Genomic DNA, 21,907 nt, shown 5'->3' with positions numbered 1-21,907 from the left:
CTACTCCTCTCGCTGCGGGACACGCAGCGTGGCGGGCCCCCCGGTCGTGCGCTCGATCGCGCCGAGCACACCCTGCATCTGGCCCGCGGCGGTGAAGCCGCCGTCGACCGCGATCTCCGCGCCGTTGATGTAGCTCGACCCGTCGGAGCACAGGAACGCGACCAGCGCCGCCACCTCCTCCGCCCGCCCGCCCCGACCCAGTGGGGTGAGGCTGGCGAACGCGTCGAGCATCGCCTGGGGCGCGTCGCCGAGCATCGGCGTCTCAATCAGTCCCGGGTGGACGGAGTTGACCCGGATGCGGGACGGGCCGAGCTCCAGCGCGCCGACCTTGGTCAGCCCACGCAGCGCCCACTTGCTCGCCGAGTACGCGGAGGCGGAGTATGCCGTCAGCCCGGCGATCGAGCTGACGTTGACGATCGACCCGCCACCCGCACGTCGCATCGACGGGACGCAGGCGCGCATCCCCAGCAGCGGGCCGGTGAGGTTGACATCGAGGACGTGGTTCCAGTCGCCGAGGTCGATCTCCATCAGCCCGACGCGGTGGCTCACGCCGGCATTGTTCACCAGCGCGCGCACCGGGCCGAACGTCCGCTCGGCGAGCTCCACGGTGCGCGCCCAGTCCGCCTCGGACGTGACGTCGAGGTGGGCGTAGATTACCTGGTCCCCCAACTCGTCCGCGAGATCCTCGCCCACTGCGTCGAGTACGTCGGTGAGCACGACCGCCACGCCCTGCCCGGCGAGCAGACGCGCCTCGGCGGCCCCCTGCCCCCGGGCGGCGCCAGTGACGATCACGGTTCCGTCCACTCTGGTTCCTCTCATGTTCCGAAGTACATCGCGGCAAGCTCGCGGTCGCCGGTGATCTCCGCGGTCGGGCCCTCTCTGACGAGCTTTCCGTCGGCGAGGAACACGACCCAGGAGCAGACGCTGCGGATCACGTCGAGGCTGTGCTCGACGAGGCAGATCGTGGCGCCCTGCGCGACGGTGTCCCGCAGCAGCGCGAGGATGCGTTCCCGCCCGGCGGCGTCCAACCCAGACATGGGCTCGTCCAACAGGTAGCAGTCGGCCTTCGTGGCGAGTAGCCGCCCCATCATGAGCAACTTCTGCTCGGCGTACGACATGTCGCCGGCGTTTGTGTCGGCGTGGTGGGCGATGCCGAGGTACTCCAGCATCTCGTCGGCCCGGGCCAGGCGCTCCCGCTCGGGTCCGTGCTTGCCGCCGAGCACCACGCCCGGGGTGAGCAGCCGCTCGTCGCTTTTCGGGGTGAGCGCAAGGAGCAGGTTTTCCCGCGCCGTCATGCCGCCGAACAGCCGCATCTCCTGGAACGACCGGACAATTCCGCCCCGCGCCCTGGCGTCCAATGGGGACCGGGTGATGTCGCGTTCGCCGAAGTACACGCGGCCGGTGTTCGGGTCCAGCAGCCCGGAGAGCAGGTTGAACAGCGTGGTCTTGCCGGCGCCGTTCGGACCGACCAGGCCGGTGATGCTGCCCGGCCGCAGCGTCAGCGTGACGTCGTCGACCGCGGTGAGGCCGCCGAACGAGATCGACACACCCTCGCACCGCAGTGCGTCGCCGCCAGAACGCCCGTCGACCGGGGAGGCGGCCTCGGGGAGCAGGATCGACTCCTCCTCCCGCTGCCTCGAGACCACACTCGCCGCCGGAGTGGACGCGGCCTCCCGGCGCCGCCGGCCCGCGATGCCCTGCGGCCGGAACAGCAGGAACGCGAGCAGCAGCAGCGAGAACGCGAAGCCCTTCACCGCGCCGACGAGCGTGTCCGGCAGGTCGAGGTAGGTGAGCGCCTCGGGGATCAGCAGCACGACCGCGGCGCCCACGAACGGCCCCCACCACACCGCGAGCCCACCGATGATCGTCAGCGACAGGACCTCGATTGAGCGGTCGAGGCCGAAGTCGGCGGTGCTGATGTACCGCACCTGGACGGCGAACAGCGCGCCTGCCATCCCTGCCAGCGCCGAGGAGAGCGCGAACGCCTTGATCTTCGCGGCGGGAGTGGCCTTGCCGAGCGAGCGGGCCGCCAACTCGTCCTCCCGCAACGCCTTGAGCGAGCGGCCGAACGGCGAGCGCACCACGCCCCGTAGGAGGGCCGCGACCAGCAGGCAGAAGACGACGGCGAGGGTGGCAACCTCCTCGGGCGTGATCAGCACCGCCCCGAGGAGATCCGGCCTCGGGATGCCGATCAGGCCGCCCGCTCCGCCGGTCAGCTCGGAATTGCGGATGATCTCGATGGCCCCGACCTGGAAGGCCAGCGTGAGGATCACCAGGTACACGTCGGTGACCCGTCTGGCGGCGATGCCGAGCATCATGCTGATCAGCGCGCACAACGCGCAGGCGGCCAGCAGCGCGGGCAGGAATCCCCAGCCCGCATCGCGCATCAGCAGGCCGGTGGTGTACGCGCCGAGGCCGAAGAAGGCGCCGTGTGCGATCGAGAACAGCCCGGCGTTCCCCATCAGCAGGTTGAACGACATCCCGAGGATGATGAAGATCGCCAGCAGCGCGATCAGGTTGCTCAGATAGAAAGCCATGCTGACGCGGCCCCTTCTGTGGCGACGGCGGCGGCCGCGGTCATGCCGACCGCAGCGTGTTGCGGGTCAGGCCGTTCGGCCGGATCACGACGAACAGGAACAGGACCGCGAACAGGACGAACTCGGCCCAGTGCGTCGGGAGCTGGTAGACGGCTAGGCTCTCGACGAGCCCGATCAGGACGCCGCCCAGCAGCGCGCCCGGCATGCTGCCGACGCCGCCGATGACCAGCGCGATGACCGCCTTCACCAGCAGGTCGAAGCCCATGGACGGGGTGACGGGGTTCTGCACGGCGAGCAGCACCGCGGGCAGCCCCGCGACCACCGAGCCGGCCAGGAACACCCACACGTACGTGTGCTGGAGCCGGATGCCGAGGGTCTCCGCGCGGTGCGGGTTGTCCCCGACGGCGCGGAACGACAGCCCGACCGCGGTCCTGGTCTGGAGCAGGTACAGGCCGGCGAACGCCGTGAGGCTCGCCGCGATCACCAGCAGGTCGAACGTGCGAATCAGCAGCGGCCCGAACGAGGCGTTCCACGACATGAAGTCCGAGGGCGGTGTGGGCTTGGGGTCGGTGCCGAAGAGCAGCACCAGCAGGTTCTGGCCAAGGGTCAGCACCGCGAGCGAGGCGACGAGGAAGACCATCTCCCCCGCCCGGCGGCGCCGCAGCGGGCGGTAGATGCCGAGCTCGATCAGCACACCGATCGCCCCGGCCGCCGCCAGGGTGATCACCGCCGCGAGCAGCGGGTGGACGCCGTGGCCCTGGAACAGCCACCAGAACGTGTACGCGGAGCCGACGAGCGTGAACCCGTGGGCGAAGTGCAGCACGCCGGTCGTCGAGATGATCAGGCTCATGCCGTACGCGAACAGGCCGTAGAGCAGCCCGATGATCGCGCCGTTCTTGGCGAGCTGGAGGAGCAGGTCCATGGTCGTCCCTCGGTTCAGGGGGTCCCGCCGCCCCGCCCCTGGGGTGGGGCGGCGGGAGATGGGTCGGCTAGGGCTCGATGGTCGCGACGGCCTTGTCCTTGGCCGGGTTGTCCGCGGTCGCCGCGATCTGCTTGAGGATCACCGGCTTGCGGACGGTGCCCGTGTCAGTGAACTCGGTCGACTTCTGCAGCGGCAGCGGGAAGCTGTCGGTGTCGCCGATAGCCTTGAGGATGTTCTCCCCGGTCACCGGCTTGTTGGCGGCGCGCAGGCCCTTGACCAGCTCGGCGAAGAAGAACGCGCTGTCGTACATGTAGACGTCGTAGGAGAGGCCGGCCGGTTCGCGGTTCTTCTCCTTCTTGAACCGTTCGACCAGTGCCGCGATCTTCGGGTCCTCCGCCGAGGTGTTCGCCAGCGTCGTGTAGACCAGCCCGTCCATCGACGAGCCGGCCGCGGTGCGCACCGCCACGGCCTCGCCGAGCCCCGCGTAAGTGGTGAGGGGAATCGTCGAACCCTGCTCGCGCAGCGCCTTGAAGATGACCGGCGCCTCACCGAGCAGCGCGTGGATGTGGATGGTGTCCGGCTTCGCGGCGAGCACCTTCGCGACCTGCGCCGAGGCGTCGACCGCGTCCTGCCGGATCGACTCGACCGCGACGACCTCGCCGCCGGCTTTCTCGAACGACTTCTTGTAGACCTCCGTCGCGCCCTGCCCCGTCGCGTTGTCGACGTGGATGATTGCGGCCCGCTTCTTCTTCTGCGTCTCGGCCATGTACGTGCTGACCGCGGCGACGTCGTTGGAGGCGAGCGGGAAGAAGTTGCGCAGGTTCTCGCCGGCGCCCTCCAGCTCGGGGCTGTTCGCGCCGCTGTTAATCAGCGCGACGCCGACGTCCTTCGCGGCCGGCACCATCGCCTTGACGACCGCGCTCCACGCCGTGAACACGACCGGCGCCTGCTCGACCGAGGTGAGCTTGTTGAACGCCCTGAGGCCGACGTCGGCGGTGCCGGCGGTGTCCTCGGTGACGAGCTCGATCTGGAAACCGTCCGCCTTGTACTGCTTGTTCGCGTCCTCGACGCCGTACTTCACGAACGTGACGAAGTCCTGCCCCAGCGCCGCTTGACTGCCGGACAGCGCCATCGCGACGCCCATCTTGTACGTCGTCACGCCGTCCTTGGTCACGGAGGCGTCGCCGCCCTGGGCGGCCCCTCCACATGCCGAGGTACCCAGTGCGGCCACCGCCGCTATCGCGACCAGCCGCCGCCGACCTGCTCCGAACTTCACGGCTTCTCCTCTCAAGGTGGGCCGGGCGCAACCAGGCCCGGGTGGTGCGCGTTCAGAAGAGCTCTGCCCAGTCCCTCGTCTCCAGCTGCGCCGGAGTCCCCGCGAAGACGAGGGCGCCCAGCTTCAGGACGTACGCCCGGTCGGCGACGCCCAGCACCCGCTTGATGTCCTGCTCGACGACCAGGACGCTGGTGCCGAGTTCCCGGTTCACCGTGCGCACCGCGGCGAGCACCTCGTCGACGAGCACCGGGGCGAGGCCCGTGGACGGCTCGTCGAGGAGCATCAGCCGTGGCTGGGTCATCAGCGCCATCGAGATCGCGAGCATCTGGCGCTGCCCGCCGGAGAGCGATCCGGCGCGGTCCTTCGGGCGATGCTTGAGGATCCCGAAGAGGTCGAAGACGAACGCCTTCGTCTCGGCCAGCGTGCTCGCCGAGGCGCCGCGCTTGCCGCCGGTGGCGGCGGCGAGCGTGAGATTCTCCTCGATCGTCAGCGAGGGGAACACCCCCTGGCCCTGCGGCACGAGACTCATGCCCGCGACCGCGGTGGCCGAGGGCGGCCGGCCGGTGAAGTCCCCGCCGTCCAGGGCCACCCGGCCACCGGCGGGCTTGACCTGGCCGGTGACCGAGCGCAGCAGGGTCGTCTTGCCGGCCCCGTTGTGCCCCAGCAGGGCCACCAGCTCGGCCTCGCCGACCGTGAGCCCGACGCCCCGCAGGACGGTGTGCTTGGCGTAGCCGGCGGTCAGGTCCGCGACCGCCAGCACCGCCGGTCGGCCCGGGCCGTCCGGTGCGTCATCGGTCCGCACCTGGGCTCCCCTCGTACTGGATGTCACGTGGCTACTCCTCTTTGGAGACCTGTAACGAGCATCACATTGATACTGACCGGACGGTATACACAAGGGCCCCGGCGGGTCAAGAACCTCGGGATATCGAAACTCGGGTGGGACGGTCGGAACCTGCACCTGCCCAAGGGCGCGGATCAGCACCGGTCCGGACGGGCAGGCAGGGCGAAGTCTGCGCCCGGGCAGCGTCCCGCGGCCCCGGGCGGCGACGCCCCCGCTCATCCCAGTTCGTCCCGGAGCCTCAACACTCCCACAGGCGCCGCAGCGCGGCCGTGCGCTCGGCGTCGGTGCGGCCGCGCAGGTCCACCGACCCGTGCTCGGTGACGACCACGTCGACGTCCGAGCGGGCGGTGGAGGTGGGCGCGGACAGCCGGTCGACGAGTGTGCGGTGCCCACCGCGCCGGGTGGGCAGCGCGACCACGCTCAGACCCCGGATCGCCCGGGCCGCAGCGACGGCGTAGTCCGGGTGGCCGCCCACCCCGGCCACCACGTCCCCGCCGAAGCCCTCGACGTTGACCTGGCCGACCAGGTCCAGTTCGAGCGCGGTGTTCACGGCGACCAGCGGCTGCCGGGACAGCCGGGTGAGGTCGTGGGTGTGCTCCAGCCGCGCGGTGATCGCCCGCCCGTCGGCCCAGCGGTACGCCGCCGCCGTCCCGGCGACGTAGGTGGCGAGCGGAACGCCCTCCAGCAGGCCCCGCCGGTCCAGATCCAGCACCGCGTCGCCGACGATCCCGGAGTCAATGCGCACCGGGACGTCCAGCGCCCGCAGCGTGGCGTCGCCGATCGTGCCCGGGCCAAACTGGACCGCCGAGCCGGGCCGCACCAGCGCGGCGACATGCCGGCCCGCCGCGTCGGACACGTCGTCGACCCGGGGCCGTAGCAGCTCCAGCGGCGGCCGCTCCACCTCGCTCACGATCGTCACCCGGCCGGCGGGCAGCGCGGGCTCGCGGCTGGCGGCCGGGAGCGCGTGGTTCACCTCCGCGAGCACGTGCGCGCCGGCGTCGACCGCGGCGCGCATCCAGGCGACCTCGCTGCCGAAGCCCAACCCGCCCGGCGTGGGCCGCAGCCCGGCCAGCAGCACGTCCGGCCGCCACGCCGAGGCGAACAACGCCGGGACCGCGCTGAGCCGGACCGGCAGGTACCGCACACCGCCGCCGAACGCCCGCCGCAGCGCGTACCCGCCGAGCAGCGTCCGCACCTCCGGGAACGCTACCGGGTCCTCAGGCACCGGCAGGGTGAACGACCAGCCGAGCAGCAGCCGCACCCCGCCGACCTGCCGGGCGGCGTACGCCAGCGGGCGGCCCAGTCCGACCGGAGCCCCGGCCCCGTCCGCGATCGCCACCCGGCAGCCCGGGGTCAGAAACTCTGCGATCCGCGCCGCGACCCGCGCCTCGTCCGGGGTCAGCTCCGCCGGAACCATGCCTTCCACGTCAGCTGGCCATGTAGGTGCCACCGTCGACGCAGAGGACCTGGCCGGTGACGTACCGGGACGTGGCCCCGGCGAGAAACACGAACGCCTCCGCCACCTCGTCCGGCTCACCCCATCGCCGCAGCGGGATGCGCTCCAGGTAGCGCGCGGCGAACCGCTCGTCCGTCCGGATCTTCTCGGTCATCGGAGTGGCCGCGGCGGGCGACACCGCGTTGACCCGGATCCCGGCCTTGCCGAGCTCCCGGGCGGCGGACTTCGTCATCGCCACAATCGCGCCCTTGGCGGCGGCGTAGTTGATCTGCCCGATCGTGCCGTCCAGCCCAGCGGACGAGGTGACGTTGATGATCGAGCCCCCGGCGCCCATCCGCCGGGCCGCCTCCCGCAGGCCGAGGAATGTACCGCGGGCGTGCACGCGCAGCACCAGGTCGAAGTCGTCCGCCGACATCGACGGCAGCATCGCCGGACGGGTGATGCCGGCGTTGTTCACCCAGACGGCGAGCGGGCCGAGCTTTCGTTCGACGCGGTCCGCGGCCTCCGTGACGGCGGCCTCGTCCCCGACGTCGACCGCGAGCGCGAGAGCGCGGTCACCCAGCTCCGCGGCGGCGCGCGCGACGCCGTCGCCGTCCCGGTCCAGCAGCGCCACCCGGGCGCCCTGCTCAGCGAGCGCGAACGCCACCGCGCGGCCGATGCCCTGCGCCGCGCCCGTAACGACCGCGACCTTGCCGTTCAGCTCATGCATCGGGACCCTCCAGGATCGTCACGGCGGAGACCGCGGTCGGGCCGCCCACGTTGTGGGCGAGGGCCCAGCGCGCGCCGTCCACCTGGTTGATTGCCTCGCCACGCAGCTGCTCGAACAGCTCGGTGCACTGCGCGAGGCCGGTGGCGCCCGGCGGGTGCCCCTTGGACTTCAGCCCGCCACTGGGATTGACCGGCAGCCGCCCGCCGAGGGTGGTCGCGCCCTTCTCCAGCAACCGCGGGGCCTCGCCGCGGCCGCAGAACCCGAGCTCCTCGTACGTCATCATCTCGACGCCGGTGAAGCAGTCGTGCACCTCGGCGACGTCGATGCGCTCGGACCCGATGCCCGCCATCGCGTACGCCTGCTTCGCCGCCTTCGCCGTGGCCGGGAATCGTGCGAGGTTCGCCTTCTCGGCGTGCAGCACCCGGTCCATTCCGGTGCCGACCCCACGGACCCAGACCGGCCGGTCGGTATAGCGGTCCACCACGTCCCGGCCGGCGAGCAGGACTGCGGCCGCGCCGTCGCTCTGCGGCACACAGTCGAGCAGCCCGAACGGCTCCACCACCATCGGCGCCGACAGCACCTGCTCGATCGTCACCTCGTACCGCAGGTGGGCGTAGGGATTGTTGGCGCCGTTGTGGTGGTTCTTCACCGCGACCATCGCGAGGTGCTCGCGGGTGGCGCCGAACTCGTGCATGTACCGGGCGACGTGCAGCCCGAAGCTGGCCGGCGAGATCAGCGCCAGCGGCAGGTCCCAGGCCGTGTCCCGGTTGGTGCTCATCCAGTCCCAGAACGTGGAGCTGGCCGAGGTGTCCCGGATCTTGTCGGTGCCCAGCACGAGCGCGACGTCAACGTACCCGCCGCCGACCGCGTAGAGCGCGTTGCGCAGGGCGTCGTTGCCACTGGCGCAGGCGTTCTCCACCCGGGTCACCGGTATGTCGTCGAGGCCACAGCTGTCCGCGAGCAGCCCGGCCGGGAACCCGTCGACGCTCTGCACCTCGCTGAACCACGCGGCACCGATCTCGTCCGGCCGCATGCCCTTGTCCACGGAAGAGAGCGTCGCGTCGAACGCGCGGGCGACCATGTCCTTGATGCCCTGGTCGAACAGCTCGCCGAACGGGATCATCCCCGCCCCGACGATGGCCACATCTCTCACGGCTGCTCCTCGGGTTGGAAGGCGTATCCGTAGTCGGGCACTCCGGCGCGGACGGCGACGCAGCGCAGCACCAGCGCGCCCGGGTCCCCGATCCGCGCGCTGCCGGCCTCGGCGTCGGTGACGTGCGCGAGCGTCCGCAGCGAGGTGCCCGCGAGGCCCACGACCGCGAGCGAGTACGGCCCGTGCTTGCCGGGCACCGTGGCGTGGATCGTGACGATCGAGTAGACCTCCCCGCTCCGGGGCAGGGCGACGAGGTCCTGGGTGTCCATTCCGCCGCAGTGGAGACAGCGGGTCCGCGGCGGGAGGCTGCGCTCGCCGCAGTCCCGGCACTCCCCCGCTTTGAGGCCGACCTTGGCCTCCAGCGCCCGCTCGTAGGAGGCGAGCGAGGCGGGGATCTCGGCCGGGGTGCGGGGCGCCCAGGTCTCCGGGGCGGTGTGCGGGGTACGGGCGGTCACCGTGCAAGGGGCGTCGCCGGTGACCCGGGCGGAGACGCTGTGCCCGTTCTCGACCGCGACCAGGAGTCCGGGCCCCCGGGCCAGCGCGAAGATCGGGGCAGCTGCCTCCTGTGCGTCGGGCACCCCGTGCGCTCCCTCGGCGAGCTTGCGAACGTCGCGGTCGGGGAGCCCGGCGACGACGGTCGCCTCTCCCGCGCCGGGCAGCGCCCGCCGCCAGCCCCGCTCCCGCAGCAGCCGCGGGTCGTCGTACACCCGGTCGGTGGCATCGCCGGTGGCCCGGGTGCGGACCGGGACGCTGTGGCGGACCGTGTCCGCCCGCTCCAGCGACAGCCCGCCCGGGCCGGTGAGCGCCGCCCCCGCGGCCGCCGGGGCCGCCGGGTCCACGCCGATCACCAGCGTCCCCGGCGCGGCGGACAGCAGGGCGTCCAGCGTGGACGGCGCGCCGCCGAGCCGCTCCTCCACCGGGGTGGCCGGGTCGAGGCCGAGGGCCTGGAGCACGATCTCCGGGAACGTGCCCAGGGTCGCGTCCGGGCGGCGGGTCACGAGCACGACCCGCGCCACCGCGACCAGTGCCTCCCCGCCCAGCCCCGTGGCCGCGGCGACCGCGAGCGTGGTGACGTCCTCGTCCGGGCCGAGCATCCGGCGGCCCCGGGCGTCGGCCCAAGCGGGCCGGTACACCGACAGTGCGGTGATCTCCATCGTCACACCCCCGCCCGGACAACGGTGGGCCAGAAACCCGCGGCCCCGCGCTCGGCCAGGATCCGGCCCAGTTCCTCCTGGAGCGTGCCCTCGGCGTCGCCATCGTCCCGCCAGGCCCAGAGCCGCCGGGTGAAGTGCTGCAACTGGTGCTCCCTCGTGAAGCCGAGCGCGCCGTGGAGTTGGTGCGCGATCGCGGTCGCCGCGGTGGCCGAGCGCGCCGCCCGGACGCGGGCGGCGAGCACGGCCGGTGCGGCGTCGGTGGAACCTGCCGCCACTGCGAGCACCGCCGCGTCCGCTGCCGCACCGGCCACGGCCACCTCGCCGGCGAGGACGGCGACCTTCTGCTTGACCAGCTGGAACGAGGAGATCGGCTTGCCGAACTGCACCCGTTCCCCGACGTACCGCCGGGTCAGCTGCAGCACCCGGTCGAGCGCCCCGGCGAGCATCACCGTGGTTGCCAGCGCCTGGCGCAGCCGGAGCTCGCCGAGGAGTTCGGTGGTGACCGGGCGCACCCGCTCGTCGGGGAGGCCGAGGCCGTGGAACCGCAGCGTGTCGGACGGCTCGCCGGCCGGGCTGGTCCCGGGCGTGGCGGCGGCCCCGACGACTTCCGCGAGCGCCAGCCCCTCATCTGTCGAGGCGAGGACCAGCACGCTGGCCGCGCACCCTCCCCACGGCACCCCGCGGGCCTCGCCGTGCAGCGTCCAGCCACCGTCGGCGCGTACCGCCGTCACGTCGGCCTTCCCGGCGACGGCCGCCGGGCCGGGCCGTTGCGCGAGCCCGGCCGCGTCCCGCAGCCACGGGGCGACGAGCAGCGTCGGCGCGATCGGCACCGGGGCGGCGAAGCTCGCGCAGAGCCGCGCGACGACCGCCGCGTCGGCCACGTCGCCGCCGGAGCCGCCCGCCTCCTCGGGGATGCCGATGCCGGTCAACCCTGCGCGGTCGAGGTGCCGCCACAACCCCTCGTCCCAGCCGCCGTCGGCGGCGGCGACCCGATCTGGCCCACAGTGGTCTGTCAGCAGGTCGGTGACAGCACCGGCCAGCAGCTCACGTTCGTCGCTCACAGCCCCAGCCCTCTCGCCACGATGACCCCGAGAATCTCGGTGGTGCCGCCCCGGAGCGTGAAACCCGGGCTGTGCAGCACGGCATGCGTCAGCAGTGCCGCCGCCCGGCTGTCCCGGTCCACGTTCCCGGCCAGCGCGACGCGGACCGCGTCGACGACCTCCTGCTCGAAGCGGGTGCCGACGTCCTTCACCAGCGCCGCCTCGACCTCGACGGAGGCGCCCCGGTCCAGCGCCCCGGCGACCCGCAGGGACAACTGCCGGATCGACCACATCTGCGCGAAGAGCCCGCCGAGGGTGGCCAGCGTGCGGGTGTCCCGTGCGGCCTCGGCGTACCTCGCCAGCTCGACCAGGAGCTGCGCGGTGCTGAGGAATCGCTCGGGGCCGCTGCGCTCGTTCGCCAACTCCGAGGTGACCTGCTTCCAGCCGTCGCCCTCCGTGCCGAGCAGCATCTCGCCGGGGACGTACACGTTGTCGAGCACGACCTCGTTGAAGTGGTGCTCCCCGGTCAGCAGCTCGATCGGACGGATCTGCACGCCCGGCGCGGACAGGTCCACCACGAACTGGGTGAGCCCGCCGTGCCGGTCCGGGCCGGTCCGGCAGAGCGCGATCATGTAGTGGCAATGGTGCGCGCCGCTGGTCCACACCTTGGTGCCGTCGAGCCGCCAGCCCTCGCCGTCCGGGGTTGCTCTCGTGCGCACCGAGGCGAGGTCGGAGCCGCTGTCCGGTTCGGACATCCCGATCGCGAAGTAGCACTCGCCCCGGGCGATCGCGGGCACCAACGTCTGGCGCTGCTTCTCGGTGCCGAACCGCAGGAGCGACGGGCCGGACTGCCGGTCCGCCACCCAGTGCGCGGCGACGGGCGCGCCGGCCGCGAGCAGCTCCTCGATGACGACGAACCGCTCCAGCGCCGAGCGCTCATGTCCGCCGTACCGCTTGGGCCAGGTCATCCCGAGCCAGCCGCGCTCCCCCAGCCGGCGACTGAACTCCGCGTCGAAGCTGGACAGCCAGGTGTCGACGCCGGGCACGAACGCCCCGGACGCGCGCTGCTCGGTCAGGAACTCCCGCACCTCGGCGCGGAGTGCCTCCGCGGACTTCGGCAGCACCGCGGGCGGGAGGGTGAGGGCCACTCAGGCCTCCCCGAGTGGGCCGCGCCGGAACGACCACATCTGCGCGGGGTGCTCGACCTGCACGCCGACGTCCCAGCCGACGCCGGGCGGGCCAGCCTGGAGACGGAACGAGCGGGCCGCCGCCCGGGCCAACGCCGGGTCCTTGGCCACCGTGGACGCCAGCCGGATCGCCTCGGCCTCCACCTGGTCCGCAGGACTGGACGCGAACGCGAGACCGCGCTGCACCGCCTCCCGGCCGGTGAGCGCTGCCCCGAACAGCCCGATCCCCGCCGCCACCTCGCGCCCCGCCGTCCGACTCAGCAGGGTGAAGTGCCCGCCGCCGGGGTGTGCGCCCAGCGGCAGGAAGCCGGACGCCAGCCGCACATCGTCGGCCACCACGCGCAGATCCGTGGCCAGCATCAGGTTCATCCCGGCGCCGACCGCGGGCCCACGGACGGCCGCGATCGTCGGCGCCGCGAGCCGCCCGACCCGGGTGAACGCGGCGTAGATCCGGGTCAGCGTCCGATACGCCCCGTCGGCGGCAGGATCCTTCGCTACCGCGGCGAGCACGTCGCGGTGCGCCCCGGCGCAGAAGGCTTTGCCCTGCGCCTGCACCACCACCGCGCCGACCCGCTCGTCGGCGTCCAGCGCGTCGCAGGCGGCCACCATCTCGTCGGCCATCTCCGCGGTCAGCGCGTTGCGGCGGTCCGGCGCGTTCAGGGTCAGCGTCGCGACCCCGTCTGGGCGTACCTCGATGAGTACCTCGCTCACGACGCTCCCTCCACGTGGAACTCCTCCAGGCGCGCCCTGCGCGTCATCTGCCAGTAGTCGACGACCCGCCAGGGCGAGTTCGTGACGATCCGGCCCCGCGCGTTGCGGTACCAGGTGTCCATCCCGGTGTGGGTCCAGATCATCCGGCCGTGCGCGGCGTCTACCCGGGCGTTGTACGCGTCGTGGACGTCCAGACGGCACTCCACGGCGGCCAGTCCGCCGGAGACCATCGCCTGGATGATCTCCATGATGTAGCGGACGCCGCACTCGGTCAGGAAGATCAGGCTGCCGCCGTGGCCGAGGTTCGTGTTCGGCCCATACAGGCAGAAGAAGTTCGGGAAGTCCGGGATGGCGAGCCCGAGGTACGCGTGGGCGTCGTCGTCGCCCCAGGTCTCGCGCAGGGTCCGGCCGGACCGCCCGCGGATCTCCATCGGCGCGAGCATCTTGCGGCTGTCGAATCCGGTCGCGAACACGATCACGTCCGCCTCGTGCTCCGCACCGTCCGCAGTGATCAGACCGTGTGGGCGGATTTCCGCGACGGACTCGGTCACCAGCTCAACATGGTCCTGCGTGATCGCCTCGAACCAGCCGTTGTCGATCAGCATCCGCTTGCCGAACGGCGGGTAGTCGGGCAGTACCTTGGGGATGAGCTCGCTGCGGTCCCCCAGCTTGCCGAGCATGTAGTCGGTGAAGAAGCGGCGGTGCCCGTCGTTGACCGCGTTCACCGAGCGCTCGGGGTGTGGCCAGTCCGGATCCACCTGCAGCGAGGCGTGCACTTTGTCGTTGAAGGCCCACGCCAGGCGGAACCGGTACCAGGCCGCGTAGAGCGGCACTTCCTTCATGAGGAGTTTGATGCCGTCGGTGACCTCGCGGCGGTAGTTCTCGCTGGGTGCCGTCCACTGCGGCGAGCGCTGGAACACGGTCAGCTGAGCGACCTCGTCCACGATCGCCGGGACGAGCTGCATCGCGCTGGCGCCGGTGCCCACCACCGCGACCCGTTTGCCCCGCACGTCCACCTCTGACGGCCACTGGGCGGAGTGGAACGCCGGCCCCGCAAAGGTGTCCCGCCCTGGGATGTTCGGCACGGAGGGCCGGTTGAGCTGCCCCACTGCGCTGATTACCACGTTGGCGACGACTTCGCGCTCGGTGCCGTCGGGGCCGCGCAGCATGACAGTCCACGTGTGCGTCACGGCGTCGTAGCGCGCGGAGCGCACCTCGGTGCGGAGCTGGATCCGGTGCCGTACGCCGAACTCGGTGGCGCACCGCTCCAGGTAGTCGTGCAGGTCCTGGCGCTTGGAGTAGTAGTGCGGCCACTCCTGCTGCGCGAATGAGTACGAGTACAGGTGGCTCGGCGTGTCCACCCCGCAACCCGGATACCGGTTGTCGAGCCAGGTACCGCCGACGGCGTCGTTCTTCTCGATCACCGTGTACGGGATGCCGGCCTGCTCCAGCTTGAAGGCCGTGCACAGGCCGGAGACCCCGGCACCGATCACCAGGACGTGGAAGCGGCTCAGCGCCTCGGGGTCCGGCGACGTGTCCCAGGTGACGTCGCGCGCGCGGAAGCCCATCTCCTCGGCCATCATCGGCGCGTACTCCGGCGGGACCGGCTCGCCAACGCAGACGCTCATCATCTCGACGAACAGTTCCTCCGGCGGCAGACCCATCGGGGTCAGCTCGCCGGCGCGCCATCGCCGGATGGCGTCAAACGCCTCGCCGCGGATCAGCTCCTGGACCTCCGGCGGCAGCCCGCCGGTGTCGTTGTCGCTCATCCCCTTGGTGCGCTGGGGCCGGTACGGGTCCGCCAGCCAATGACGGTCGCCGGTGAGCTGCACGAGGACCATCAGCAGCGTCGGGATGTTCGCCTCCGCGAGGGCCTCACGCAGCGCCGCAACCGCGCTCGCGTCCTCCTCGACGGCGATCGGGTACGTGGCCGAGCTTTCGATCACATCGTCCCCCAAGTTCCGCGGGCCACCGTAGCCGGGTGTGCGCGGACGGCCGGAATCGGTTCCTTCGCTATTTGTATACTCTCCGGTCAGTATCCGCAAGGAGTTCGGAGATGCGGCCGACGAGCAGCTCGGCAAGCTCGGCACGGGGCTGGGCCAAGTGCCGGTTCAGCAGCTCGGCGCCGTCGGCGCGTTGCAGCAGGTCAAACACCGCCAGGGTGAGCCCGGTGCTCCACCGGCCCGACGTTCGACTGCAGCCCCCGCCCTCAGCCGTCCGCCCGCACGCTCACCCGCAGTTCGGCACAAGCCGACCTGACAGCCCTGCTGGAACGCGTCAACGGCGTGCTACGGGGGTAGAGCGGCTCCGTTGCGTTGAGCGTTGGCAAGATCGAGGCAGGCTGGAGCAGTGACGTCATCGACCCGACCCGACCCGTGGCTGCCTCCGAAGTCGGCGTTCGCCGGGTTCCGGTTCCCGCCGGAGGTGATCGTGGTCGCGGCACGCTGGTATCTGCGCTACTGCTTGTCCTACCGGGATGTTGAAGAACTGCTGGTCGAAAGTGGCGTGGAGGTCGATCACGTCACCGTGTACCGCTGGGTGCAGCGGTTCACCCCACTGCTGGCCGACGCCGCCCGCTTCTGCCGCCACTCACCAGGCGACAGGTGGCACGTTGATGAGACGTACGTCAAAGTCAACGGGGTGTGGCGGTACGTGTACCGGGCGGTCGACGAGAACGGGCAGGTCATCGACGTGCTGGTCTCGGCCCGCCGGGACGCCGACGCGGCCCGGCGGTTCTTCCGCCAGGCGCTGTCGACGTTGAAGGTGACACCCAGCGAGGTGGTCACCGACGCCGCGCCGGTCTACCCCAGCGTGCTCGACGAGCTGATCCCGTCCGCGTGGCACCACGTCGAGCAGTACGCCAACAATCCGATCGAGGCTGATCACAGCCAGCTCAAACACCGATTGAGACCGATGCGCGGGCTACGGACCGACGAGACAGCACAGGTGATCATCGCTGAACCGCCCCGAGTCTGGTGGAGTCCTCAGACTGTGACCAGCTCCGGCTGGTCGGGCTGTTGGTGAGCGTAGAACATCGATTCGTGTTCGGCGGGTGGGCGGTGTCCGATCGCGGAGTGCAGGCGGTGGTGGTTGTACCAGTCGACCCATTCCGCGGTGGCCAGCTCGACCTGGGCGAGGCTGCGCCGCGGCCGCCGCGGTTTGATCAGTTCGGTCTTGTACAGGCCGATCGTGGATTCCATGAGGGCGTTGTCGAGGGCGTCACCGACGATGCCGATGGAGGCGTCGACGCCGGCGGCGACGAGGTGGGTGGTGAACCGGAACGACGTATATTGGCTGCCCCTGTCCGAGTGCACGATCGTGCCGGTCGGGTCCCGGAGTCGGGCCGCGTTGGACAACGCCGCGACGGCCAGGGATGCCTTCATCCGCGAGTCGATGGAGTAGCCGACGATCCGGCCGGAGTACACGTCCTTGATCGCGCACAGGTACAGCTTGCCCTCGGCGGTGGGGTGCTCGGTGATGTCGGTTAGCCACACCCGGTCCGGGGCATCGGCGGTGAAGCGGCGTTGCACCAGGTCGTCGTGCACCGGCGGCCCGGCCCGCCGGGTCAGCCCCTTCTTCTTGGCGAACACCGACCAGATGCGCTGCACCTTGCCGAGCCTAGCCACCCGATTGGCGCCGGCGGTGATGCCGTGGGCGGGTAGTTCATCGGCGATGAACCGGTACCCGAACGCCGGGTCGTCGTGGTGGATGTGAAGGGCGGCGTTGATCAGATACGCGTCGTTGAGGTCCCGTCGGGTGACCGGGTTGGCGCGCCACGTGTAGTAGGCCTGCTTGCTGAAGCCCAGCACCCGACAGGTCACCGCGACGGGAATCCCGTCCGCGGCCAGGTCACCGACCAGCGGGTACATCATTTTGGGGCGATCTCCTTGGCGAAGAACGCCGCCGCTCGACGCAGGATCTCGTTCTCCTGCTCCAGCAGCTTGTTACGCCTGCGCAGCTCCCGCAGCTCAGCGGACTCACTGCCGGTGGTCCCGGGACGGACCCCTTCATCAATGTCGGCGAGCTTGAGCCAGCGGTGCAGACACGACTCGGAGATCCCGAAGTCCTTCGCGATCTGCGACAGGGGCGCCTCGCCCTTACGGGCGACCGCGACCACGTCACGGCGGAACTCCGGCGGGAACGCTTTCGGCATGACAGACATCCTTCCAGCGAGGAACGCATCCCCACAGGTCAGGAGTCAACCGAACCGGGGGCAGTCCCGGCTCAGCGAATCCGTCGCAGTCGGCGTCCTCGCCGTGGTCACCCCTCTGGCTAGGCTCTGGCGCGCCGGTCGCACAAGACGTGACGACCAGCCTTTCAGAGACTCCGGCGCGGTCACGAACCGGGGACGCAGCAACAAGGTGATCACCAGTTGTCACCGCTGGTCAACCATTGACACGGGTTTTCGAGGGTAAATGGGGGAAGGATCTCGGACGGCGCATCGCCCGCCGCCCGGGGGCTCACGCAGGTCGGCGCCGGACTGTGATGGGTAGATCATCGGACCCGCGTAGACGGCTGCGCCGATGGCGCAGCGTGCCGTAGCGTTCTGGCTTTATTCGATGCCCCTTCGGCGATGGCGACCGTGATCAGTTCGTCTGCGTCGAATAGAGGCTCCAGCCAGCTTCGGATCTCGTCGCTTGTGGTGCCGCACGAGCCGATCCAGCCGTCCCGGAAGAGTTGCGTGAAGTCGGTGTTGTTCAGGTGCCGTTGAGTTGGCCATCGGTCGTCGTCCCACGTGACGCGCAGATTGTCGCCACCTTTGGTCGTGTCGGCCGCAGATTCGTGCATGAGGTCGACGAGATCCAGTGGAAGATAGAGGCCCTTCATTAGCTCTGTCGACTGGCCGTCGTAGTCACTGGGGCGGACGATCTTGAGGTAGTGCGGTTGAGCGCTGAGCCGGTATTGCCCGACCGTGCCGGGTTGTTTCCCTGGATCAAGTGCGCGCATGCTGCGAAGTTGAGTCGCCAGTTGGGGATCGCCGCGGTAGGTCCATCCGCCATCGGGATCCTGCTTCATACGTTTGTACTGCACAAGGATGCCGCAATGTCGCTCGGCATGGTAGTAGATGAGGTCACTGCCTCTGGTGGTTTCCAGGTCGCGCTTGTTCGTGTTGAGGACAGTGAGCCTTTCGCCGCCACGAAGGCGGATCAGCATGCCCCGGGCGTTCCTGCGTGCGCGCCGTCCTAGAATGCCATCGAAGCGTTCCATGTCGCGATCGATAAGTGTGTCCTCGTCGTTGTAGCTGAGCCGCGCTGTCTCCAGCAAGGTGCGGCGCGTGTCCAGTTCGTCGGGCGGAGTCATTAGCGCGCGGCCTGGCTGGCCAAGGCGACGACCGAGACCGGATATCTCGGCGATGAGCCCGAGGGTGTCCTTTTCTTCGGCGAGTAAGGTTCGCCGTGCCTCGGTGATCCGCCTGGTACCGATGGGGTAGCCGCTCGCTTGTTCGATCAGGCCGGCCGCGTCACTCGTCAGCTCGCTCAATACACGAACAACGGCGGTAGAGCTTCCCTCGGGCAGAGCGCTCCTCGCGGTGTGCGCCGGGGCCACATGTGGCTTGATCTGGGGCGACACACGATCCAGCACAGCTTCAAGCGGAACCGGGCGCCGGAGTAACGAGATGCCGGAGACTTCGTACCGTCGGGCGAAGCTGGTTACTCGCACGCTACGGCGAAACGATCCGATCGCGATCGCTTCAACGGATGACGGCTCTGATGAGGACCGCGAGCAGATGACCGCGACGGCATACCTCGGCAGGTCATTGTCGATCGGGGCGCTGTCGGTGTAGCTATCGCGTACGAGCGTGTCGTTGAAGGCGATGCGGCCTCTCGGCTGATGATCGATGAAGATCGCCGGCATTTGGCTACTCCTTTCGCATCACTGTTCGCGCCCTACCGGCCACCGGCCCACAAGAACGTCGCGATGATGCAGGTCGGTCGAGCGTAGTGCATCTGAGCTTGAGCAGCCATGAGACGCGCTCGCTCTTACGGTGACGCGTCGTCCGCGGCAGTCTCAACTGGGAGCGGGGGCCATACAGGTCTTCCGCGCTGGAAGGGCTGGTTCAATCCTTCGTCTAGACGATCTATTCCAGGGGTAGCTGACAGGTTCACTCAGCTGACCGGGGAGCTGTCCTTCGATGTCGGCGCTGGCGAGTGGGCCGACAACCTGGAGGACATCGAGGCCGGGACCTACGTCGAGCTGCTAGTGCCTCTGGCTGACGGCGCGGATTATGCGGACGCGGTGGAACTGCTGCGCGACGCTCGTGGGCTGCTACGCGAGGGCAACCTGCCCTCCGCGATCGGGCAGGCACGCAAGGCGCTGGAGCAGGTCCGCGAGTCATACGGGACGCAAAAGGTGTTTGCCGATGCGGTGAAGAAGACGCCACGGCAGCGCACCCTCGCCGAGCGGTGAGCCCTGCATGGCCGAGGACTTGTTTTCGACCATGAGCGGCGCCTGCCACAAGGACGACGTGACGAAGGAGTTCGAGTACACCCGGGAGGACCGCGCGACGCTGATCACCGCGACCGCAAGATTGCTCAAGCGGTTGTCCGCCGACCACGACTCGCTTTAGTTCCCTAGCCGGGTATGTCCTGCCGGGTCAACACACCCGAGGCTCAGGCGTCAGAGGCCGGGTGCTGCTGGTAGGCGGCCGAGGATCGGCATCGCTCGGAACGCCTCCGCGTACGCGGCGTTGATCCGGCGGCCATGCAGCTTCCCGAGCGCGTCGGCCATCGGCCCGAAGTGGTCGAGGATCGGCTGGGATGTGTGGGATCGGAGGGCGTCGAGCTTGGTGCGCCAGTGGGCGCTGACGTCGATGATGGTTGGCAGTTCGAGTGGGCGGCCGTGCTGGTCGAGGTTGTTGTAGCCGTCGCTGTGGTAGGCCCGCTTCGGGTGGCCAGTGGTGATGACGACGTTGGGTAGGGCGCTGAGGACCGCTTCGGCGCAGCGGCGGTGTTCGGGGTGGATGTCGTTTGTCGGGTGGGTGATCAGTACGTCGGGGCGGACTTCCCTGAGCACGGTGGCGACGGTCGAGACCGAGAGCTGGTCCATGAAGTAGAGGTCAGCCCCGAGGAGGTGCGCGCCGACTGTGGCCTCGGCGTCGCGGACTGCATCGTGGTGGGGAACGGCGATGACAGCTGTGCCTCCGTTACGGACGTGGCGGGCGATGGTGCCGCCTGCCCAGAGTTCGGCGTCGTCTGGATGCGCCATGACGGTGAGCAGGACGGGGGCGGACGTCACCACAGGCCCAGTTCCTCAACGACCTCCGCCGGTGTGGGCAGGAGTTGACTCCGCTGGCCGGTGGGGATGACGGGAACGTCCAGCTCGTGGTTGAGGCGGATCATGTCCCGCCATTTGCGGGCCAAGCCGAGCTGTTCCCGGACGAGGCGGCCACGTCCGGTGTCCAGACGGTCGGAGGTCGCCAGGTCGTCAAGAGTGAGGCCGTCGGCGAGGAGGGTGGCGGCGGTCTTGGCACCGATGCCGTGGATGCCCGGGATGTTGTCGGCGGGATCGCCGGTGAGCGCGCGGAAGTCTGCCCACTGAGCGGGGGTGACCTGGTGGCGGGCGAAGACGTCGGCGGGGCCGATGTAGCGCTTGCCGGGGTGCATCTTGGTGTGGAGGACGCGGACGCGGTCGTTGACGAGTTGGTAGTAGTCGCGGTCGCGGGACATGATCACGACCGGGCGGGGTGGCGGCGTGGTGTCGACGGACAATGGATCGAAGAGATCACCACCGAGGAACGGATCGCACCACAGACCATCCAGCGATACGAGACCAGCGCGCGCAACGCGATCCTGCCCGCCCTGGGCAACCTCCGGATCAGAGAAGCCAGCGTCGGGCGCCTGGATCGGTTCCTGCGCGACATCGCCAAGGACCGTCCCTCGGCAGCCAAAGGCGCGAAAGTCGTCCTGAGCCAGATGTTCGCCCTGGCCGTACGCCACGGCGCGATCCCCACCAACCCCGTACGCGACACCGGCCGGCTACGTAAACCTCGCCGCACCGTCGTCGCCCTCACCGACGAGAATCTCCAGGCCGTCCGTACGGCGATCCGCGACTGGCAGCGACCCATCCCCGGCAAGCCCGGACCACGGCACAGCGGCGATCTGGCCGACATCGTCGACCTCATGCTCGCCACCGGCGCCCGCATCGGCGAGATCCTCGCCCTGCGCTGGGAGGACCTCGACCTCGCCGCCGAACGCCTCACCCTGACGATCTGCGGCACGCTCGTCTTCGTCAAAGGCCGGGGCTTCTTCCGCCAACCCTGGACCAAAAGCGACGCCGGCTGGCGGATCGTCGTCCTACCCCGATTCGCCGTCGGCATGATCATGGCCCGCAAGCTCGTCGCCGCCGACAACCCCCACGACGCGATCTTCACCTCCCGACGCGGCACCTGGCTGTCACCCAACAACGTCCGCCGTCAGTGGCGTGAGGCTCGCGCCGACACCGACCTCGCCTGGGTCAACCCCCCACACCTTCCGCAAGACAGTCGCCACCCTCATCAAGGAAGAAACCGACACGAAGAGCGCCGCAGCCCAGCTGGGGCACTCCAGCGAGGAGGTCACCGCCACCTACTACATCGCCAAGCCCGCTCAAGCCCCGGACGTCTCGGACATCCTCGAGCGACTCGGCGCCGACCGCGGGCGACGTCCCACACCCGCAGTCCCCAACGATGCGCAGGGATGACGAACCTGGTTGCCGACCCCGGTAAATGGGGGGTTTTCGGGGGGGGCGGTTCAAAACCCCATAGACAAACTTAAAGCCCTGACCAGCGTTTCCGCTGGTCAGGGCTTTTTGTCTGTCGGGACGGCCGGATTCGAACCGACGACCCCTTGACCCCCAGACCTCGGCAAGGTGGTTGGACGGGGCCGGCACGGCTGTTCAACGGCCTGATCGGGTTCGTCGCGATCCGGTAGGGCTCCGTCGGT

Annotated in this window: 21 protein-coding genes and 1 pseudogene; 4 read left to right on the top strand and 18 right to left on the bottom strand. The window is 70.1% G+C overall.

The features are described 5' to 3' along the window. From ACFYPS_RS30185 to ACFYPS_RS30120, 14 genes are all read right to left on the bottom strand, one after another. Positions 1-819: a glucose 1-dehydrogenase gene (locus tag ACFYPS_RS30185; RefSeq protein WP_354967788.1), complete on the bottom strand. Its 819-nt coding sequence runs from the start codon at positions 817-819 to the stop codon at positions 1-3. After that, positions 816-2,537 carry an ATP-binding cassette domain-containing protein gene (locus tag ACFYPS_RS30180; RefSeq protein WP_354967789.1) on the bottom strand — a complete coding sequence of 574 codons (1,722 nt, stop codon included), beginning with the start codon at positions 2,535-2,537 and terminating at the stop codon, positions 816-818. The genes ACFYPS_RS30185 and ACFYPS_RS30180 overlap by 4 nt, the downstream gene beginning before the upstream one ends. Positions 2,538-2,577: 40 nt before the next feature. Next, the gene (locus ACFYPS_RS30175) at positions 2,578-3,459 is read right to left on the bottom strand and encodes a branched-chain amino acid ABC transporter permease (protein WP_354967790.1); all 882 of its coding nucleotides are present in this window, start codon (positions 3,457-3,459) and stop codon (positions 2,578-2,580) included. Positions 3,460-3,526: 67 nt separating this feature from the next. Beyond that, positions 3,527-4,735: an ABC transporter substrate-binding protein gene (locus ACFYPS_RS30170; protein ID WP_354967791.1), complete on the bottom strand. Its 1,209-nt coding sequence runs from the start codon at positions 4,733-4,735 to the stop codon at positions 3,527-3,529. Positions 4,736-4,787: 52 nt separating this feature from the next. Next, a complete protein-coding gene (locus ACFYPS_RS30165) occupies positions 4,788-5,537 on the bottom strand; it encodes an ABC transporter ATP-binding protein (RefSeq protein ID WP_354967792.1) in 750 nt (249 codons plus the stop codon). 277 nt (positions 5,538-5,814) lie between these two features. Then, a complete protein-coding gene (locus ACFYPS_RS30160; RefSeq protein WP_354967793.1) occupies positions 5,815-6,993 on the bottom strand; it encodes an acetyl-CoA hydrolase/transferase C-terminal domain-containing protein in 1,179 nt (392 codons plus the stop codon). A 10-nt stretch (positions 6,994-7,003) separates the two neighbouring features. After that, a complete protein-coding gene (locus ACFYPS_RS30155) occupies positions 7,004-7,741 on the bottom strand; it encodes an SDR family NAD(P)-dependent oxidoreductase (RefSeq protein ID WP_354967794.1) in 738 nt (245 codons plus the stop codon). Further along, positions 7,734-8,894, bottom strand: a complete 1,161-nt coding sequence (locus tag ACFYPS_RS30150) for a thiolase family protein (RefSeq protein WP_354967795.1) — start codon at positions 8,892-8,894, stop codon at positions 7,734-7,736. Before ACFYPS_RS30150 ends, ACFYPS_RS30155 begins: the two co-directional genes overlap by 8 nt. Beyond that, a complete protein-coding gene (locus tag ACFYPS_RS30145; protein WP_354967796.1) occupies positions 8,891-10,048 on the bottom strand; it encodes an OB-fold domain-containing protein in 1,158 nt (385 codons plus the stop codon). The genes ACFYPS_RS30150 and ACFYPS_RS30145 overlap by 4 nt, the downstream gene beginning before the upstream one ends. Positions 10,049-10,050: 2 nt before the next feature. Beyond that, positions 10,051-11,109 (bottom strand): acyl-CoA dehydrogenase family protein, encoded by a 1,059-nt coding sequence (locus tag ACFYPS_RS30140; protein WP_354967797.1) that lies wholly within the window; start codon positions 11,107-11,109, stop codon positions 10,051-10,053. Then, complete coding sequence (locus ACFYPS_RS30135) at positions 11,106-12,236, bottom strand: acyl-CoA dehydrogenase family protein (RefSeq protein ID WP_354967798.1); 1,131 nt, start codon at positions 12,234-12,236, stop codon at positions 11,106-11,108. Before ACFYPS_RS30135 ends, ACFYPS_RS30140 begins: the two co-directional genes overlap by 4 nt. After that, complete coding sequence (locus ACFYPS_RS30130; protein ID WP_354967799.1) at positions 12,237-12,986, bottom strand: enoyl-CoA hydratase-related protein; 750 nt, start codon at positions 12,984-12,986, stop codon at positions 12,237-12,239. Continuing rightward, positions 12,983-14,932 (bottom strand): NAD(P)/FAD-dependent oxidoreductase, encoded by a 1,950-nt coding sequence (locus ACFYPS_RS30125; protein WP_354967800.1) that lies wholly within the window; start codon positions 14,930-14,932, stop codon positions 12,983-12,985. The genes ACFYPS_RS30130 and ACFYPS_RS30125 overlap by 4 nt, the downstream gene beginning before the upstream one ends. A gap of 67 nt (positions 14,933-14,999) precedes the next feature. Further along, positions 15,000-15,140 (bottom strand): hypothetical protein, encoded by a 141-nt coding sequence (locus tag ACFYPS_RS30120; protein WP_354967801.1) that lies wholly within the window; start codon positions 15,138-15,140, stop codon positions 15,000-15,002. A gap of 225 nt (positions 15,141-15,365) precedes the next feature. On the opposite strand from ACFYPS_RS30120, the gene ACFYPS_RS30115 reads away from it, so the two are divergent. Next, complete coding sequence (locus tag ACFYPS_RS30115) at positions 15,366-16,010, top strand: IS6 family transposase (RefSeq protein ID WP_354967812.1); 645 nt, start codon at positions 15,366-15,368, stop codon at positions 16,008-16,010. Here the strand turns inward: ACFYPS_RS30115 and ACFYPS_RS30110 are convergent. Next, a protein-coding gene (locus tag ACFYPS_RS30110) for an IS3 family transposase (protein WP_354967802.1) occupies positions 15,971-17,139 on the bottom strand; the annotation gives its coding sequence in 2 pieces (ribosomal slippage) (positions 15,971-16,866 and positions 16,866-17,139; 1,170 coding nt in all). The two genes, ACFYPS_RS30115 and ACFYPS_RS30110, sit on opposite strands and share 40 nt — an antisense overlap. 341 nt (positions 17,140-17,480) lie before the next feature. Further along, the gene (locus tag ACFYPS_RS30105) at positions 17,481-18,842 is read right to left on the bottom strand and encodes a hypothetical protein (protein ID WP_354967803.1); all 1,362 of its coding nucleotides are present in this window, start codon (positions 18,840-18,842) and stop codon (positions 17,481-17,483) included. A 381-nt stretch (positions 18,843-19,223) separates the two neighbouring features. Between ACFYPS_RS30105 and ACFYPS_RS30100 the strand changes: the two genes are divergently transcribed. Both ACFYPS_RS30100 and ACFYPS_RS30095 read left to right on the top strand, forming a co-directional pair. Beyond that, positions 19,224-19,394: a hypothetical protein gene (locus ACFYPS_RS30100; RefSeq protein ID WP_387328781.1), complete on the top strand. Its 171-nt coding sequence runs from the start codon at positions 19,224-19,226 to the stop codon at positions 19,392-19,394. Positions 19,395-19,401: 7 nt separating this feature from the next. After that, positions 19,402-19,554, top strand: a complete 153-nt coding sequence (locus ACFYPS_RS30095; protein ID WP_354968486.1) for a hypothetical protein — start codon at positions 19,402-19,404, stop codon at positions 19,552-19,554. 50 nt (positions 19,555-19,604) lie between these two features. Here ACFYPS_RS30095 and ACFYPS_RS30090 read toward each other — a convergent pair whose 3' ends face one another. Together ACFYPS_RS30090 and ACFYPS_RS30085 are read right to left on the bottom strand one after the other, a co-directional pair. Continuing rightward, positions 19,605-20,222 (bottom strand): PIG-L deacetylase family protein, encoded by a 618-nt coding sequence (locus tag ACFYPS_RS30090; protein WP_354968487.1) that lies wholly within the window; start codon positions 20,220-20,222, stop codon positions 19,605-19,607. After that, positions 20,219-20,653 carry a 5'-3' exonuclease H3TH domain-containing protein gene (locus ACFYPS_RS30085; RefSeq protein WP_354968488.1) on the bottom strand — a complete coding sequence of 145 codons (435 nt, stop codon included), beginning with the start codon at positions 20,651-20,653 and terminating at the stop codon, positions 20,219-20,221. Before ACFYPS_RS30085 ends, ACFYPS_RS30090 begins: the two co-directional genes overlap by 4 nt. Before the next feature lie 42 nt (positions 20,654-20,695). Between ACFYPS_RS30085 and ACFYPS_RS30080 the strand changes: the two are divergent. Then, a pseudogene (locus ACFYPS_RS30080) lies at positions 20,696-21,665 on the top strand (tyrosine-type recombinase/integrase); the annotation flags it as partial. Between the last annotated feature and the right edge of the window lie 242 nt (positions 21,666-21,907).

This window comes from Micromonospora sp. NPDC005087, assembly GCF_042872965.1.
Lineage (GTDB): Bacteria > Actinomycetota > Actinomycetes > Mycobacteriales > Micromonosporaceae > Micromonospora.
This window is presented reverse-complemented; position numbering and strand designations above follow the sequence as displayed.